This window comes from Pseudomonas petroselini, assembly GCF_045037875.1.
GTDB lineage: Bacteria > Pseudomonadota > Gammaproteobacteria > Pseudomonadales > Pseudomonadaceae > Aquipseudomonas > Aquipseudomonas petroselini.
Map to the genome: position 1 here is coordinate 2807578 of NZ_CP173614.1, position 16407 is coordinate 2823984.

Genomic DNA, 16407 nt, shown 5'->3' on the forward strand with positions numbered 1-16407 from the left:
TCTACTGCACCTCAACTGGAGAAAATGATGAGCCAAGTCACTGTGCGTTCCGTGGTCTATCAGATTGATGGCCAGTCCTATGAAAGCCGCCTGGCGTTCGATGCCAGCCACAAGGGTCCGCTGCCGGGCCTGTTGATGGCGCCGAATTGGATGGGGGTGAGTGCGGGTGCCGAAGAGATCGCCAAGCGCGTGGCGAGCAACGGCTATGTGGTGTTGATCGCCGACCTGTACGGGCAGACTGTGCGTCCGTCGAACGGCGATGAAGCCGGTGCGGCGATGATGCCGTTGAAGGATGATCGCGCGTTGCTGAACAAACGTATGCAGGCGGCCTTTGAGCAGCTGCAGGGCCAGACTGAGGCAGCGGTTGATACGTCCAAGCTGGCGACTTTTGGTTTCTGCTTCGGCGGTTGCTGCTCCCTGGAGCTGGCGCGTACCGGTGCACCGCTCAAGGCGGCTATCTCGTTCCACGGTACCCTCGACACGCCTAACCCGGCGGATGCGAAGAACATCAAGGGCTCAGTGCTGGTGCTGCACGGTGCCTCGGACCCCTTGGTGCCGAAAGAGCAACTGCCGGCGTTTGAAGATGAAATGAACGCGGCCGGTGTGGATTGGCAATTGCTGAGCTACGGCGGCGCGGTGCACTCCTTCACCGACCCGGATGCGAATGTGCCGGGCAAGATGATGTACGACGCGAAGACTGCTGAGCGGGCCTTCCGGTCGATGCATAACGTGTTGGATGAAGTGTTCAGGGGCTGATTCTTCAGCGCCTGTCAGGGCTTCATCGGGGGCAAGTCGCACCGCCCCCGATGGCTATCTCACTGGCAACTCAATTCTTTCAGACTCACCCGGCACCGTCGGCCAATCCCCAGCCGCCCAGCGCTGCCTGGCCTGCTCGATCACCGCCGGATCACTCGCGACAAAATTCCAATTGATCCGCCGTGGCCCATCCAGCGCCGCGCCGCCAATTAAGACCAGGTGACAATCGGTATCGGCAGACAACGTCATCTCCCGTTCGGCCGGCAACACCACCAGGCTGTGCACCTCTAGCGCCTCACCGTCCAACTGAGCCTCGCCCTCCAGCACATACACCGCACGTTCCTCATGCTCATCCGGGATCAGCAGCGTGGTGGCCGTTTGCATTTGCACCTCGGCATACAAGGTGGGCGAAAGCACCGGCACCGGCGATTTGAGGCAAAAACCGTCGCCCGCGATCAGGCGGATCTGCACGCCCAGGTTGTCGCTCACCGGCAGGCTCGCGGCCGGGTGATGACTGTAGTGGCCTGGCCCGGTCTCGTGGTCCTTGGGTGAGGCCAGCCACACTTGCAGCCCATGCAGGCTGAAACCATGGGGCCTGACCGCCTCGGGCGTACGCTCGACGTGAGCAATCGCGCTGCCGGCGGTCATCCAACTGACGTCGCCTGCCTGCACCACCTGGTCCGAGCCCAAGCTGTCCTTGTGTTGCAATACCCCTTCGAACAGGTACGTCAGCGTGGACAGCCCGATATGCGGATGTTGGCGGATATTCATGCCATCGCCCGGTGCATAGCGGGTGAGCAGCATATGGTCGAAAAACACAAAAGGCCCGACGCTGCGGCATTCCCGTGATGGCAGCGGGCGCAGGATCGGTTGGCCTTCGACGTCTTCGGCGCGAGGGCGAATCACGGTGAGGGTGTTCATGGTGCGTCCCAGTCTGAGCGGGTTGGAGAGTGCTGAGCATAACCCGCTCGACGGGAGGTTGCCGCTATTGGCTGAAGGCGCCTTCCGACAGTTGAGTGTCGATGCTGATCTCGGCAGTGGTCATCAGCTTGTGCACTGGGCAGCGGTCGGCCACGCGGTGCAGCTCATCGCGCTGCTCATCGGTGAGCACACCTTTAAGGGTCAGCTTGACGTTGAGTTTGTATTTGCCCTTCTGTTCCTCGGCGGCGTCGTGGGTGACCTCCACGGTGACACCGGTGAGCGGGATGTCTTTTTTCTGGGCGTAGAGCTTGAGGGTCAGGGCCTTGCACGACGCCAGGGCGGCATCGAAGTAGTCATGGGGGGAGGGCGCCGAATCGTCACCGCCCAGGCTTTTGGGCAGGTCGGTAAACAACTCATGGTTGTTGATGTTGACGCTGTGGCGAAAGTTGTCCTGGTTCAGGGTGTTCACGGTAACAGGCATGGCAAACCTCACAGGGTGGCAGGATGAAGGTCATGCAGTTATAGAGCATGCTGGCACTTCAGTGTTCCACGTTTTTTGGGGATGAACCGCGGCACGCCGCGCAAGGTCTACCCGTATCAGCCCATATCGAGGTTTTACCGTGCCCAGGACTCGCCTGACTCTTGCCCTGTTGCTCGCCGCCGGCAGCCTTGCCGCGCAGGCCCGCGACTATGCCTACAGCGACGCGCACCTGCATTACGTGGATTTCTTCCAGGAAACGGCGGGCATGGACAAGCTGCTCAAGGCCATGGCCGACAACCGCATCGAGCACGTGATGATTTCCGGCATTCCAGTGGCGAAGAAATGGCACGAAGACGAACCCAAGCGCCCACGCTATTACGCCGGTGACGACGCCGATGCCTACTGGTACAGCGCAACCGATGTGATCGTGGCCGCAGCGGTCAACAAACTGACCCCTGAGCAGCGCCAGCGTTTTCACCCGTTTCTGTCGGGCTTCAACCCCAACGACAAGAACTCCGATGCCCATATCCAGCGCATGCTCGACCTCAACCCTGGGCTGTGGCAGGGCATCGGCGAAGTCTTCACGCGCCATGATGACCTGACGGCCATCACTGCGGGCGACACCCCGCGCGCCAATAACGAAGCCATGACCCGCATCTATCACTTGGCGGCGGAGAACGACCTGCCGGTGATGCTGCACTCCAACATCACCTCCAAGCGCGAGCGCAACCCGCTGTACCTGGCGGAAATGGAGGAGCCGCTGCGCAACCATCCCCACACCCGCTTCATCTGGGCGCATGCCGGCACCAGCAAGGAGATCCACCGCCATCAGGTGCGGATGGACTTTTTGTTGCCTACCTTGAGCCGCATGCTGGAGGCCTATCCGAACCTGTATATCGACCTGTCCTGGAGCATGCTCACGCCGTACTTGCTGGATGATGGGGGTCAGCCGCGCCCGGAGTGGGTAAAGCTGGTAGAGCGCTTTCCAGAGCGCTTCATGCTGGGCTCTGACGTAGTAGGGCGCTTCAACAAGCTGGGTAAGGAAATGCGCCGCTTTGACCCTTTTCTGGATGCCTTGCCCGAGGACGTTGCGCAAAAAGTCGCGCGGGACAACTTCTTGGCCATCCTGCCTAAAGCGGCGCGCGAGGGTGCGGCACGTTGATATCGCGTTTTGGTCTTGCGCCTGTTGGTCAATCGTGACCCCAGGCGTTGGCGCAGAACGAACAGAAACTCACCGACATCAACACGCATAAAAAAGCCCCGAACCAGTCGGGGCTTTTCATGTGATCAACCTGCGGGGTTTATTTACCCTGCCAGCGTTTCAGCACCAAGGTAGCGTTAGTGCCACCAAAGCCGAAGCTGTTGCTCATCACGGTGTCGATTTTTGCGTTCTCAACGGTCTTGGTCAGGATCGGCATATCAGCCACAACCGGATCAATCTCGTCGATGTTGGCCGAACCGGCCATGAAGTTGCCTTCCATCATCAGCAGGCAGTAGATCGCTTCGTGAACGCCAGCGGCGCCCAGGGAGTGACCGGACAGGCTCTTGGTGGAGCTGATGGCCGGAGCCTTGTCGCCGAACACCGCGCGCACGCCTTCCATTTCCTTGGCATCGCCGACCGGAGTCGAGGTGCCGTGGGTGTTCAGGTAGTCGATTGGGGTGTCCACGGTGGACATTGCCATCTGCATGCAACGGATGGCGCCTTCACCGCTTGGGGCAACCATGTCGTAGCCATCGGAGGTCGCGCCGTAGCCGACGATTTCCGCGTAGATCTTGGCACCACGGGCCAGAGCGTGTTCCAGCTCCTCGACGACCACCATGCCGCCACCGCCGGCGATGACGAAACCGTCACGCTTGGCGTCGTAGGCGCGGGAGGCTTTTTCCGGGGTTTCGTTGTATTGGGTAGACAGTGCGCCCATGGCGTCGAACAGGAACGACTGGCTCCAATGCTCTTCTTCACCGCCGCCGGCGAACACGATGTCCTGCTTGCCCAGCTGGATCTGCTCAACGGCAGTCCCGATGCAGTGAGCACTGGTGGCGCACGCGGAGGAGATCGAGTAGTTCACGCCCTTGATTGCAAACGGCGTGGCCAGGCAGGCGGAAACAGTGCTGCCCATGGTCCGCGTTACACGGTACGGGCCAACGCGCTTCACGCCTTTTTCGCGCAGGATGTCCAGCGCTTCCATCTGGTTCAGGGTGGATGCGCCGCCGGAACCGGCGATGAGGCCGGTGCGTACGTTCGATACCTGGTCTTCGCTCAGGCCGGAGTCGGCGATTGCGTCTTTCATCGCCAGGTAGGCGTAGGCGGCAGCGTGGCCGACGAAGCGATAGATCTTGCGATCGATCAGCTCTTCGAGGGGCAGGTCGATGGAGCCGGAAACCTGGCTACGCAGACCCATTTCGGCATATTCCGGGTTGAAGCGGATGCCAGGGCGACTTGCACGCAGGTTAGCGGTGACGGTCTCTTTGTCATTGCCCAGGCAAGAAACGATGCCCAGACCAGTGATAACGACGCGGCGCATGCGGATAACCCTTAAAAGTTGTCAGTGGAAGTGAATACGCCGACCCGAAGGCCTTCGGCAGTATAGATCTCGCGACCGTCAACGCTCACCGAACCATCGGCGATGGCCAGGTTCAGCTTGCCCTTGAGGACGCGCTTGATTTGAATGTTATAGGTGACTTTCTTGGCGGTCGGCAGGACCTGGCCAAAGAACTTCACTTCGCCCGAACCCAGGGCACGGCCGCGGCCCGGCAGGCCTTGCCAGCCGAGGAAGAAACCGACCAGCTGCCACATGGCGTCAAGGCCCAGGCAGCCTGGCATCACAGGGTCGCCTTCGAAATGGCAAGCGAAGAACCACAGGTCCGGGGTGATATCCAGCTCGGCGACCAATTCACCTTTGCCGTACTTGCCACCCTCTTCACTGATATGGGTGATGCGATCCACCATCAGCATGTTGGGGGCGGGCAGTTGCGCGTTACCTGGGCCGAACAGCTCACCGCGACTGCAGCGCAGCAGGTCTTCCCGAGTAAAGGCGTTTTGTTTGGTCATGCGAGCTCCTCAATAATCCCATGCGGCAGGGTAGGGCAAATCTTCCCGAACCGAATGAAGCGTTCATGCCTCATGTCGGCAGCCTACACATAGACTATTGCGTTGTAGTGAAAGTCACAGCGGCAAGGTACTGAATGTACACTTGTTCACTGAAATTTTAAACCGGGCCTGTTTATGGGCCCGTTCGGGTGCCTAAGACTGCCGCACTTTCGTCTTTCACGCCAGTCGGAGTTGGCTGATGGCGCGGCGCTATTGCACCCATCGCTGTAGGATTTGCTGCAAATCCGTGCGTTTGAACGGCTTGGCCAGGTAATCGTTCATTCCCGCCGCCAGACACGCTTCACGGTCACCCTGCAAGGCGTTGGCCGTCAGGGCGATGATGGGCAGGTCGGCGCAACCCGGCAGCTGACGAATCTGTCGGGTGGCCTCGTAACCATCAATCAACGGCAGCCGGCAATCCATCAGGATCGCCGTGAAAATCAGGCTCTCGGCGCTGCGGATCGCCTCGGCACCGTCGGTGGCCAGGCTGACTTCAAAGCCCAGGCTGCGTAGCATGGCTTCGACCACCGTACGGTTGACGGGGTTGTCTTCCACCAGCAGCACATGGCGGCCATTGCCGGCGCTGGCTTTGCCGTCGGTATCGGCAGCGACGGCGGGGACGCTGTGCTGGTCGATGGCCAGGGGGATTTCCAGGGTGAACACCGAGCCGCGGTTTTCCTCGCTTTGGGCGCGCAGCGTGCCGCCCATGCGTTCAGCCAGGGTACGGGCGATGGGCAGGCCCAGCCCGGTGCCGCCGTAACGTCTTGAAATGGAACTGTCGGCCTGTTGGAACGCATCGAACATCAATTCCAGGCGGTCGGCGGAAATCCCGATGCCGCTGTCACGCACGGTGCAGGTGAACCACACCAGGTCATGGTCGAGGGTTTGCCAATGCGGCTCGACGCTGACGCTGCCGTTCTCGGTGAACTTCAATGCATTGCCGATCAGGTTCACCAGGATCTGGCGGATCCGCGTCGGGTCACCCTGCACCCGCAAGGCGTCCATTCCTTGCGGAATCGACAGCTGCAGCGCCAGCCCACGCTGCTGGGCGCTGTGCTGGAACGCCTGGGCGCAGCTGTTGATCAGGTCCGCCAGGTTGAACGGAATATGCTCCAGTTCCAGCGCGGCGCGCTCGATACGCGAGAAGTCGAGGATGTCGTTGATGACCTTGAGCAAGTGTTCAGTGGATTCGGAGGCGAGCGCCGCGTATTCGCTCTGCTCCTCGGTCATCTCGGTGGTTTCCATTAACTGCAACATGCCGAGCACGCCGTTCATGGGCGTGCGCAGCTCATGACTCATCATCGCCAGGAAATCCGACTTGGCGTTGTTGGCGCGCTCGGCCTCTTCGCGGGTCTGGATCAGCTGGGCCATGGCCTGTTGCTGCTCGCGACTGGCCTGGTTGAGGCCTTCGGCGAGGTTGTTGATATGCCGCGACAGGTCGCCCAGCTCCGAGTCATCCACGATGGGCAGTGGCGTCTTGTAGTCGCCCTGCTGGATGGCCTTGACCGCGTTGCCCATGGCACTGATCGGCTGCGACAGGCTGGCGGCCAGGCGCCGGGCGAGCAGGAAGGTGAACAACAGGGCGAACAGCGCCAGGATGCCGGCCTTGAACAGGATCTCCTGCTGACGCTGGCTGAACGCATCGTTGGACATGCCGACGATTACCCGGCCCAGGTAGTCCGCACGCGGTGCCTTGGATTCGTTGAGGTTGTCCTGGAAAAAGTCATTGCCCAACTGGATGTGTTGCAGGCGGATCGGTGCCTGGAAGACTTTTACCGACAGTGAGCGGTCGTGCTTTTCCGACGGTTGTTCGACATACACCAGGATGTTTTCGCTGCTGTCCTGGATCTCCAGGAAGCGCACATGGGGCGTGGCCAATGTGGCGCGCAACAGGCTGTCGAGCACATCGTTGTTGCCGGATATCACCCCGTACTCGGTGGCGGGCGCCAGTTGGTTGGCGATCAGTTGGCCGGTGTGGTCCAGTTCCTGGCGCAGGTCCTGGATACGCACGAAGGTGAAGAAGCTGATCAACAGCAACGTCAGCAACAGCGCCGGTCCCAGGGTGATGAGCTGGGTGCGGGTGTTGATGTCCCAACGACGACGCAAGGTCATGGGCGTTTTTCTCCTTCGGCCAATCGCAGGGCGACGTTGGCTTCGTCCACCTGTTCGATCCCCAATGAGCGCGCAACCTGCGGGTTGCCCACGACTTTGAAATGTTCCGGGTACAGCGAGTGCGGCCAGTTCGCCGGCGCAAGGTCCAGCAGGCGGTCGAGTACCGCCAGCCAGTCGGTCTGGTCGCTGTAGGTGCTGGCCAGGCTGCCTGCGCGTACAAATCCGGCATTTGGCCCCACCAGCGGCAATTGCTGGGCGTAGCTGCTCAGCAGCAGGTTCTTCGCGGTTTTCGGGTTGTACAGCTGCGGGTCATCGAGGCCGAGCAGCACGTCACTGTTCCTGAACAAGGTTTGCAGTGGCCGGCTGTCGCTGGTGTTGTCCCAGCGCTGCGGCACGATCTCCAGGCCGAGGGGCTTGGCGTGTTGGCGCAGTTCGGGCAGGAGGAATTCACTGTCGGCACTGTAGAGCACGCCGATGCGCCGCGCTTGGGGCAGGATGGCGGCGATCAGCCGCAGTTGGCGCTCCTGCGCAGGGTCGCTCCACAATAGGCTGATGCGTGGGTGCTGCGTTGTGCCCAGGCGTTGGTGCGCCTGCAGCCGACTGATGCGCAGTACCAGGGTCGGCGGGCCCTGGGTGTCTTGCAGGCGCCAGTCGAGGCCGGGCAGGTCCAGCAGGATCAAGCGCGTGCTGGCCGGCAGGCGGCTGGGCGCCGGCAAGTCGTTGAGGGGCGTGAAGGTGACGTGGTCTTCGGGGCGTTGCTGGGCCAGGGCCTGGGCAAAAGCCTGCACGCCTGCGCCGTCTTCGGCGGCGGTCAGCAGGATGTCGGCGCTCCAGGCCGGCGCGGCCCATAGCAGGCAGGCCAGCAGCACAGCGCGGCGCCAGAGCGAAGTGATAAATAAGCAGGTCATCCGTGACGAGTCGCCCATGTCAGAACTCTAACTCCGCGCTGAAGTAGAGCACATGGCGATGGTCATAATTGTTATCGGCCCACGTAGTGGGCTGGTTATCGAGGCGTTGTTGCAACATGCCGGCCAGCTCCACGTTGGCTTTGCCCAGGGCAATGCGCTTGGCCACCCGCAGGTCGACCCGTTCGAAGCGATATTGGTTGAGTGCGTCATCGCCGTAGTAGAACAGCGCACTGGACCAGCCTTGGCCCCATTCGCGCAACCAGCCGGCGGAGCCACTGTTACGTGCGGTTTGCGCTTTGTCCAACGGGTTGCTGGTAGTGGCGTCGACGTAAGCATAGGTGAGCCGCAGGCGGTCGGCATTGCTGACGCGCCAGTCGAACTGCGATTCGGCGCCGGTAAACCGCGAGCTGTTGGCGTTGCTGGCGATGTACTGGTTGTTGCGCAGCGGCGAACTGATCATGTCGGTGATTTCGTCGTAGAACAGTTTCACGTCCATGTTCAGCCCGATGTCGGCAAAGAAACCGTTGTACCCCAGTTCCCGTGACTTCATCAGCTCTTTATCGAGGTTGCCCGGGCCGCGGGTCTTTACGAAGTATTGCCCGGTGGTCTGCCCATAGGCAGGGGAGCTGAGGTTGGTGACGCGGTAGCTCCAGTTGACGTTGTTCTCAAACATGTCCGGCGAGCGGATGGCCTCGGAATACACCGCGCGCAGGCCGTGGCGCGGGTTGATCAGGTAGTTGACCGCCACTCGCGGTGTCAGCGAGTTGCCGCTCAGGTGGGTGTCCTCATACATCGCGCCGCCTTGCAGCAGCCAGTGTTCGCTGGCGCGCCATTCCATCTGGCCGAACAAACGCCAGGTGGTGTCGTCCAGGGTGCCATTGAAATAGGTGTCGGAGTCGGCGCGGTCATAGCGGTAGTTCATGCCGCTGACCAGGCGCAGGCTGTCGGACAGGCTGAGGGTGTCTTGAATCTCCAGGTCGTAGCGGCTTTCGCGGGTGCTCTGGTCGATGTCACCGCACACGCTCTGGTTGGCGCCGTTGCGCCATTGGTTCAGTACTTGGTTGGCCAGGGCCTGCTCGGCGGCGCTGCCCGGTGGCGCGCTGCCCTGGCTGTAGGTGTCCATATGCCGGGCGAGCAGTTCGGCGTAGTTGGGGTTCAACTGCCACAACTGGGTCAGCTCCGGGCTGAACGAGACCTTGGCATCACAGGCCTTCCAGATTTGCCGGCGGTCCCATTGCTGGGCCGAGCCCTGGATATACAGGCTGTGGTCAGGATTGAAGTCGACATTCCAACGCAGGGAGCCGGCATAGTCCTTGGCCGTGACGTCGGAATTGTTGCCGCCTTCGGTAATCCCGGCAAATACCGGGCTGTAGGTATAAGGACGCTGGTTGGTGCCTTCCTTCGCATCCAGTTGCCAGTCGAGGCTTTGTTGGGTGTTCAGCATCTGGCTGACCGCCAGGCTGAAGCGGTTGAGGCGGCGGCCGTCACGGCGGTCGACGCCCGCGGCATCGCTGTCGAAGCCGTCGTCCTGTTGCCCGGAGAGGGACAGGCGCAAGTCGCCGGTTTCCCAGCCCACGCCCTGGCTGGCATAGAAGTCATTGATGCCGCGTTCGCCACGCACCACCTTGACCCGCGTACCGTGGCTGTTGGCCGGTGAGCGCGTAAGAATGTTCACCACCGCCATCAAGGCATTGGCGCCATAGCTGACGGTGTTGGGGCCGCGGAAGACTTCGATGCGCTCGATATCTTCCATCGCCACCGGAATGTCACTCCAGTCCACAGTGGCCAGGCCTGCGCGGTACACCGAACGGCCGTCGATCAACACCTGCATGCGCCGCGCGTCGCTGGCACTGGTGCCGTGGTAGTTCACCGCCGCTTGGTTGCCGGTGGTGTAGCCGACCATCATCCCCGGTACCAGGCGCAGCAACTCACTGATGTCCCGCGCACCGCTGGCCTTGATCAGCTCGCTGTCGATCACGGTCATGCTGCCGGGCACGGCGGCGGCCGATTGCTTGAGGCGCGTGGCGGTCAGCACTTGCGGCAGCGGTTGGCTGTCGAGGAACAGGTCGTCGGCCAGCACCGGCGCGCTGCACAACAACATCAACCATAGGGATGAACGAGGAGGAGGGCCCAAATACACGGCGCAGCCTTGATAATTACGGATAGCCGCCCATGTTAACTGAGGTGGGGCCTTTTGCCAGTCGCCCGACTTGCAATTACTTCATGTAAGCGTGGCGTTTTCCGACAAACGCACGAATTGCTAGGGGGGCTGGCCGCAAGCGGGTCGGCCCGTATAATGCCGCCATCGCCACTGGTATGGATTAACGGATTGCATATGACTGAACAGCGCCCTATTGCGGTCCTGGGAGGCGGAAGTTTTGGTACCGCCGTGGCTAACCTGCTGGCCGAGAACGGTCACGCTGTGCGCCAATGGATGCGCGATCCCGAGCAGGCCGAGGCCATTCGGGTGCACCGGGAAAATCCGCGTTACCTCAAAGGCATCAAGATTCATCCGGCAGTCGAGCCTGTTACCGACCTGCTGGAAACCCTTACGGCCTGTGATCTGTGCTTCGTCGCGCTGCCGTCCAGCGCGTTGCGCTCGGTGCTGGCGCCCCACGCCGAACGCCTGGCGGGCAAGCTGCTGGTCAGCCTGACCAAGGGCATCGAGGCGCAGACCTTCAAACTGATGAGCGAAATCCTCGAAGAGATCGCGCCCCAGGCGCGCATTGGCGTGCTGTCCGGGCCCAACCTGGCACGCGAAGTCGCCGAGCACGCGCTGACCGCCACGGTGGTCGCCAGTGAAGACGAAGAGCTGTGCGAGCGCGTCCAGGCCGTGCTGCATGGCCGTACCTTCCGCGTCTACGCCAGCAGCGACCGTTTTGGCGTCGAGTTGGGCGGTGCGCTGAAAAACGTCTACGCGATCATTGCCGGCATGGCCGTGGCGCTGGGCATGGGCGAAAACACCAAAAGCATGCTGATCACCCGCGCCTTGGCGGAGATGACCCGCTTTGCGGTGAACCAGGGCGCCAACCCGATGACCTTCCTGGGTCTGGCGGGCGTGGGCGACTTGATCGTCACCTGCTCCTCGCCGAAAAGCCGCAACTATCAGGTCGGCTTTGCCCTCGGCCAGGGCCTGAGCCTGGAAGACGCGGTCACGCGCCTGGGCGAAGTGGCCGAAGGCGTCAACACCCTCAAGGTGCTCAAGGCCAAGGCCCAGGAAGTCGGGGTGTACATGCCGCTGGTCGCCGGGTTGCACGCGATCCTGTTTGAAGGGCGCACCTTGAACCAAGTCATCGAGCTGCTGATGCGCGCCGAGCCGAAAACCGATGTCGACTTTATTTCCACCAGTGGTTTCAACTGAGGAACGCGTCATGAACGATCCGAAAGCAGCCCCCAAGTACGAGTCCATTGCCCTGCGCATCCTGTGGATGCTGGTGTTTGCCCTGGTGTGGCAGGTGGCGCAGTTCCTGCTCGGCGCGCTGGTGGTGGTGCAGTTGGTTTACAGATTGATCTATGGCGCACCGAACCTGGGGCTGATGAACTTCGGCGACAGCCTCAGCCAGTTCCTCGCACAGATCGGCCGTTTCGGCAGCTTCCACTCCGAACAGAAACCGTGGCCGTTCGCCGACTGGCCGACCCCACGCGCGCCGGAGGGCGAAGCTGCCCACAGCGTGCCGCCGGCGCCGCACCCAGTCCGTGACGAAGAGCCGAAGTTATGAAGGTGTGGATACTGCGCCACGGTGAGGCCGAAGGGCATGCGCGCACCGACGCCGAGCGCAACCTCACCGAGCATGGCCGCGCCGAAGTGTTGCGCAGTGCTGCACAGCTGATGGGCCAGCCCCTCAGCGCGATCATCGCCAGCCCCTATGTGCGGGCGCAGCAGACCGCGCAACTGGTGCGCGAGGTGCTGGGGTTCGAACCGCAGGTTCTCACGGTGCCGTGGCTCACCCCCGAGGGCAACCCGTTGCAGGTGCTGGACAAGCTCGACACCGATGACAACGTGCTGCTGGTCAGCCACCAGCCGCTGGTGGGCAACCTGATCAGCTTTTTGCAGCATGGCCATCAGCGTCAGCCACAGCCGATGCACACCGCCAGCCTGGCGGAACTGGAGGGGGATTTCCCGCTGGCGGGGCTGATGAGCCTGGTCAGCGTAAAAAACCCTTAGGCTGGATCGCGGCTTTGTGTGTGCTATATAGTCAACCAAGCAAGTGCTTGGTTGGCTATTGTCGGACCACAAAGGAGCGCGTCCCATGCCCGTCGCTTTTCGTTTGCCGTTGCAGGTCTTCTTCGAACGTGAAGCGCGTCATCCGCGCCAAACCTTCCTGGTCCAGCCCTCTGGCGGCGGCGAGGTGCAGCCCCTCACCTGGGGTGAGGTCGGCCATCAGGCCCGTTGCGCCGCGCACTGGCTGCTGGCCCGCGCGTTGCCCCAGGGCTCGCACATTGCCCTGATCTCGAAAAACTGTGCCCACTGGATCATCGCCGACCTGGCCATCTGGATGGCCGGGCACGTCTCAGTGCCGCTGTACCCTAACCTCACCGCCGACTCCGTTGCCCATGTGCTGACCCATTCCGAGGCGGCGCTGGTGTTTATCGGCAAACTCGACGATTGGCCCGCGATGGCGCCTGGCGTGCCGTCCAATGTCCCGACCATCAGCTTGCCGCTGTGTCCGACCGGCGCGTTCGATTTCAGCTGGGCTGACCTGCAAGCCTGTTCGCCGATCCAGGACGAGCCGCTGCCGGCCGCTACGGACCTGGCCACCATCATCTATACGTCCGGCACGACCGGCCTGTCCAAGGGCGTGATGCACAGCTTCGGCGCGCTGGGGTTTGCCGCCACCCGTGGCACCGAGCTGTTCGGGTTGGGGGAGGGCGACCGGCTACTGTCGTACTTGCCGCTGTGTCATGTGGCGGAGCGCATGTTTGTAGAAATGGCAGCGATCTACACCGGGCAAACGGTGTTTTTCGCCGAAAGCCTGGACACGTTTCTGACCGATCTGCGTAGGGCGCGTCCGACCGCCCTGTTTGGTGTGCCGCGTATCTGGACCAAATTCCAGATGGGCGTCTACGCCAAAATCCCCGAGAAGCGCCTGGACACCCTGCTGCGCCTGCCTTTCATCGGCAAGCGGGTGGGCCACAAGGTGCTCGCCGGCTTGGGCCTGGACGCGTTGCGCATTGCCCTGTCGGGTGCGGCGCCGGTGCCCGAGGCGCTGCTGCGCTGGTATCAACGCCTGGGCCTGGATGTGCTGGAGGTGTACGGCATGACCGAAAGTTGCGGCTACTCCCACGTGTGCCGCCCCGGCCAGCAGACCCTCGGCTGGATCGGCCTGCCGTGCCCCGGCGTGGAAGTGCGTATCGACCCCGAAGGCGAGGTCCAGGTGCGCAGCGGTGCAACTATGCTCGGTTACTACAAAGACCCGCAGAAAACCGCCGAGACGATTACCGCCGATGGTTTCCTGCGCACCGGCGACAAGGGCGAACAGGATGCCGATGGCCGCCTGCGCCTGACCGGGCGGCTCAAGGAAATCTTCAAGACCAGCAAAGGCAAATACGTAGCGCCGGCGCCGATTGAAAACCGCTTGGCTGAACATGCGCGTATCGAGCAGGTGTGCGTAGTGGGGGATGGGCTGCCCGCGCCGATAGGGTTGTGCGTGTTATCGGCGGTGAGCGAGGACCCGCACGCACTGCGCAGCAGCCTCGAGCGTTGGCTGGCACAGGTCAACCAGGCGCTGGATAAGCATGAACGCCTGCGCCAACTGGTGGTGGTGAAAGACAACTGGGCGGTGGAGAACGGCTTCCTGACCCCGACCTTGAAGATCAAGCGCAACGTGATCGAATCGACTTACGGTGCACAATTCCAGGCATGGAGCGAGCGTTCCGAAACCGTTCTGTGGCAGGATTAGGCTCATCATAAAACCAACAAGGACAACGGCATGAGCCTCTGGCGTACCCAACCGAATATCGACCAACTCAATGCGGCCCAGAAAAACACCATCGGTGAACTGTTGGATATCCGCTTTGAAAGCTTCGACGACGACTCCCTGACTGCCAGCATGGTGGTCGATCAGCGTACCCACCAGCCCTACGGCCTGCTGCACGGCGGCGCGTCGGTGGTGTTGGCCGAGAGCGTCGGCTCCATGGCGGCCTACCTGTGCATCGACGCCAGCAAGTTCTATTGCGTGGGGCTGGAGGTCAACGCCAACCACCTGCGCGGTGTGCGCAGCGGGCGCGTGACGGCGGTGGCCAAGGCGATCCACATTGGCCGCACCACCCAGGTCTGGGACATCCGCTTGACCAGCGACGATGGCAAAACCAGCTGCGTGTCGCGCCTGACCATGGCCGTGGTGCCGCTGGGCGAGACCCCACCGGCGCGATAGGCGTGGCGTGAGTGTCATCATTCCTGGCAGTTACAGTCATTGCTGTGTACGTCGGGCATGGTGACAATCAATCTCTGTTTTTGTAGATGGATCCGGTATGTCGCAGCATGTGTTTTTTGCCCACGCCAATGGTTTCCCTTCGGCCACCTACGGCAAGTTGTTTGCCGCCCTGGCGCCGGAATACGCAGTGGCTCACCTGCCGCAACACGGTCACGACCCCAGGTTTCCGGTGGACGATAACTGGCAGAACCTGGTGGACGAACTGATCCATCATCTGGAGCAGCAACCGGAACCGGTGTGGGGTGTGGGCCATTCCCTTGGGGGCGTCTTGCACCTGCACGCGGCCATGCGTTGCCCGCAGCTGTATCGCGGCGTGGTGATGCTGGATTCGCCGGTGTTGACCCGTGCCGACCGCTGGGTGATCCGCGCGGCCAAGCGCTTCGGGTTTATCGACCGCCTGACCCCGGCGGGGCGCACCCTGGGGCGGCGCGAAGAATTCAGCGACCTGGACGCCGCACGCAGCTATTTCGCCGGCAAGACCCTGTTCCGTGGCTTTGACCCGGAATGCTTCGACGCTTACCTGCAACATGGCCTGCATCAGGTGGGCGATCGCCTGCGCCTGCGCTTCGACCCGGCCACCGAAATCAGCATCTACCGTGGCGTGCCCCATACCAGCCCCGGCCAGGTGCGCCAATTGAAAGTGCCGCTGGCCGTCGTGCGTGGCCGGCAGAGCCGGGTGGTGATGCGTCACCACGCCAGCGGTGTCGGGCGCCTGCCCATGGGTGAAATGCTCACCATGCCCGGCGGCCATATGTTCCCCCTTGAACGCCCCCAGGACACCGCGGCCTTGATCAAGCAGTTGTTCTCCCGCTGGGAAGCCCGCGAGCAGAGTTGCGCATGAGCACGCCGGTTGAAGAGGTGCGCTTGAGCCTGCCGCATATCGAACTGGCGGCCCATCTGTTCGGCCCCGAGGACGGTTTGCCGGTGATCGCCCTGCATGGCTGGCTGGACAACGCCAACAGTTTTGCGCGACTGGCGCCCAAACTTCAGGGCCTGCGCATCGTTGCCCTGGACATGGCCGGGCACGGGCATTCGGCGCATCGTCCTAGCGGCGCCGGTTATGCGTTGTGGGATTACGTGTATGACGTGCTGCAAGTCGCCGAGCAGTTGGGTTGGAAACGTTTTGCATTACTTGGCCACTCCCTCGGCGCCATCGTGTCCCTGGTGCTGGCGGGGGCGTTGCCGGAGCGCGTGACGCACCTGGGATTGATCGACGGGGTGATCCCGCCGACCGCCAGCGGTGAGAACGCCGCCGAGCGGCTGGGCATGGCCTTGCAGGCGCAATTGAACCTGCAGGACAAGCGCAAGCCGGTCTATAACACCCTGGACCGAGCGGTCGAGGCGCGCATGAAAGGCGTGGTGGCGGTCAGTCGCGAAGCCGCGCAACTGCTGGCCCAGCGCGGTTTGATGCCGGTGCCGGGCGGCTACACCTGGCGTACCGACAGTCGCTTGACCCTCGCTTCGCCGATGCGCCTGACCGACGAACAAGCCATGGCTTTCGTACGGCGCGTCAGCTGCCCTACGCAGTTGGTGGTGGCTGCCGACGGCATGCTGGCGAAACATTCAGAATTGCTTTCTCAACTACCCTTTACGGTCACCACGCTGCCGGGTGGCCATCATTTACACCTGAATGATGAGCCCGGCGCGGTCCTTGTTGCAGACTGTTTCAATCGGTTCTTCACCACGCCTTGACTTGGCGCGGTCAAC

16 protein-coding genes are annotated in these 16407 nt (G+C 62.2%); 9 read left to right on the plus strand and 7 right to left on the minus strand.

Annotation, left to right across the window (positions count from 1 at the left end; translation table 11 throughout):
* Positions 1-27 precede the first annotated feature (27 nt).
* Entirely contained in the window at positions 28-756 is a 729-nt protein-coding gene (locus tag ACI512_RS13175) for a dienelactone hydrolase family protein (RefSeq protein WP_236381213.1), read from the plus strand.
* Between the two features lie 54 nt (positions 757-810).
* On the opposite strand, the gene ACI512_RS13180 is transcribed toward ACI512_RS13175, so the two are convergent.
* Both ACI512_RS13180 and ACI512_RS13185 read right to left on the minus strand, forming a co-directional pair.
* Positions 811-1677, minus strand: coding sequence for a pirin family protein (locus ACI512_RS13180; RefSeq protein ID WP_064052881.1), 867 nt, complete (start codon positions 1675-1677; stop codon positions 811-813).
* 64 nt (positions 1678-1741) lie between these two features.
* Positions 1742-2158, minus strand: a complete 417-nt coding sequence (locus ACI512_RS13185; protein WP_012723101.1) for an OsmC family protein — start codon at positions 2156-2158, stop codon at positions 1742-1744.
* A 139-nt stretch (positions 2159-2297) separates the two neighbouring features.
* On the opposite strand from ACI512_RS13185, the gene ACI512_RS13190 reads away from it, so the two are divergent.
* Complete coding sequence (locus tag ACI512_RS13190) at positions 2298-3320, plus strand: amidohydrolase family protein (RefSeq protein ID WP_236381215.1); 1023 nt, start codon at positions 2298-2300, stop codon at positions 3318-3320.
* A 139-nt stretch (positions 3321-3459) separates the two neighbouring features.
* Here ACI512_RS13190 and fabB read toward each other — a convergent pair whose 3' ends face one another.
* The 5 genes from fabB to ACI512_RS13215 form a co-directional block, all read right to left on the minus strand.
* On the minus strand, positions 3460-4680 hold the full coding sequence (gene fabB, locus ACI512_RS13195; protein WP_012723103.1) for a beta-ketoacyl-ACP synthase I: 1221 nt from the start codon (positions 4678-4680) through the stop codon (positions 3460-3462).
* Positions 4681-4691: 11 nt separating this feature from the next.
* A complete protein-coding gene (gene fabA, locus ACI512_RS13200; RefSeq protein ID WP_010211704.1) occupies positions 4692-5207 on the minus strand; it encodes a 3-hydroxyacyl-[acyl-carrier-protein] dehydratase FabA in 516 nt (171 codons plus the stop codon).
* A 249-nt stretch (positions 5208-5456) separates the two neighbouring features.
* Positions 5457-7358 (minus strand): ATP-binding protein, encoded by a 1902-nt coding sequence (locus ACI512_RS13205; RefSeq protein WP_236381216.1) that lies wholly within the window; start codon positions 7356-7358, stop codon positions 5457-5459.
* The gene (locus ACI512_RS13210) at positions 7355-8284 is read right to left on the minus strand and encodes an ABC transporter substrate-binding protein (RefSeq protein WP_231809710.1); all 930 of its coding nucleotides are present in this window, start codon (positions 8282-8284) and stop codon (positions 7355-7357) included. The genes ACI512_RS13205 and ACI512_RS13210 overlap by 4 nt, the downstream gene beginning before the upstream one ends.
* A 1-nt stretch (position 8285) precedes the next feature.
* Positions 8286-10406 (minus strand): TonB-dependent receptor domain-containing protein, encoded by a 2121-nt coding sequence (locus tag ACI512_RS13215; protein WP_329616264.1) that lies wholly within the window; start codon positions 10404-10406, stop codon positions 8286-8288.
* 195 nt (positions 10407-10601) lie between these two features.
* Here ACI512_RS13215 and ACI512_RS13220 point away from each other — a divergent pair, with 195 nt between their 5' ends.
* From ACI512_RS13220 to ACI512_RS13250, 7 genes are all read left to right on the plus strand, one after another.
* Positions 10602-11627, plus strand: coding sequence for an NAD(P)H-dependent glycerol-3-phosphate dehydrogenase (locus ACI512_RS13220; protein WP_012723107.1), 1026 nt, complete (start codon positions 10602-10604; stop codon positions 11625-11627).
* A 10-nt stretch (positions 11628-11637) separates the two neighbouring features.
* The gene (locus ACI512_RS13225) at positions 11638-11985 is read left to right on the plus strand and encodes a DUF4389 domain-containing protein (protein ID WP_012723108.1); all 348 of its coding nucleotides are present in this window, start codon (positions 11638-11640) and stop codon (positions 11983-11985) included.
* A complete protein-coding gene (sixA, locus tag ACI512_RS13230; protein WP_236381218.1) occupies positions 11982-12431 on the plus strand; it encodes a phosphohistidine phosphatase SixA in 450 nt (149 codons plus the stop codon). The genes ACI512_RS13225 and sixA overlap by 4 nt, the downstream gene beginning before the upstream one ends.
* Before the next feature lie 85 nt (positions 12432-12516).
* Positions 12517-14166: an AMP-binding protein gene (locus ACI512_RS13235; RefSeq protein ID WP_236381219.1), complete on the plus strand. Its 1650-nt coding sequence runs from the start codon at positions 12517-12519 to the stop codon at positions 14164-14166.
* Between the two features lie 30 nt (positions 14167-14196).
* Entirely contained in the window at positions 14197-14640 is a 444-nt protein-coding gene (locus tag ACI512_RS13240) for a hotdog fold thioesterase (RefSeq protein WP_236381220.1), read from the plus strand.
* Between the two features lie 97 nt (positions 14641-14737).
* Positions 14738-15541 (plus strand): alpha/beta fold hydrolase, encoded by an 804-nt coding sequence (locus tag ACI512_RS13245; RefSeq protein ID WP_064052875.1) that lies wholly within the window; start codon positions 14738-14740, stop codon positions 15539-15541.
* Positions 15538-16392 carry an alpha/beta hydrolase gene (locus ACI512_RS13250; protein WP_012723113.1) on the plus strand — a complete coding sequence of 285 codons (855 nt, stop codon included), beginning with the start codon at positions 15538-15540 and terminating at the stop codon, positions 16390-16392. The genes ACI512_RS13245 and ACI512_RS13250 overlap by 4 nt, the downstream gene beginning before the upstream one ends.
* Positions 16393-16407: the final 15 nt, after the last annotated feature.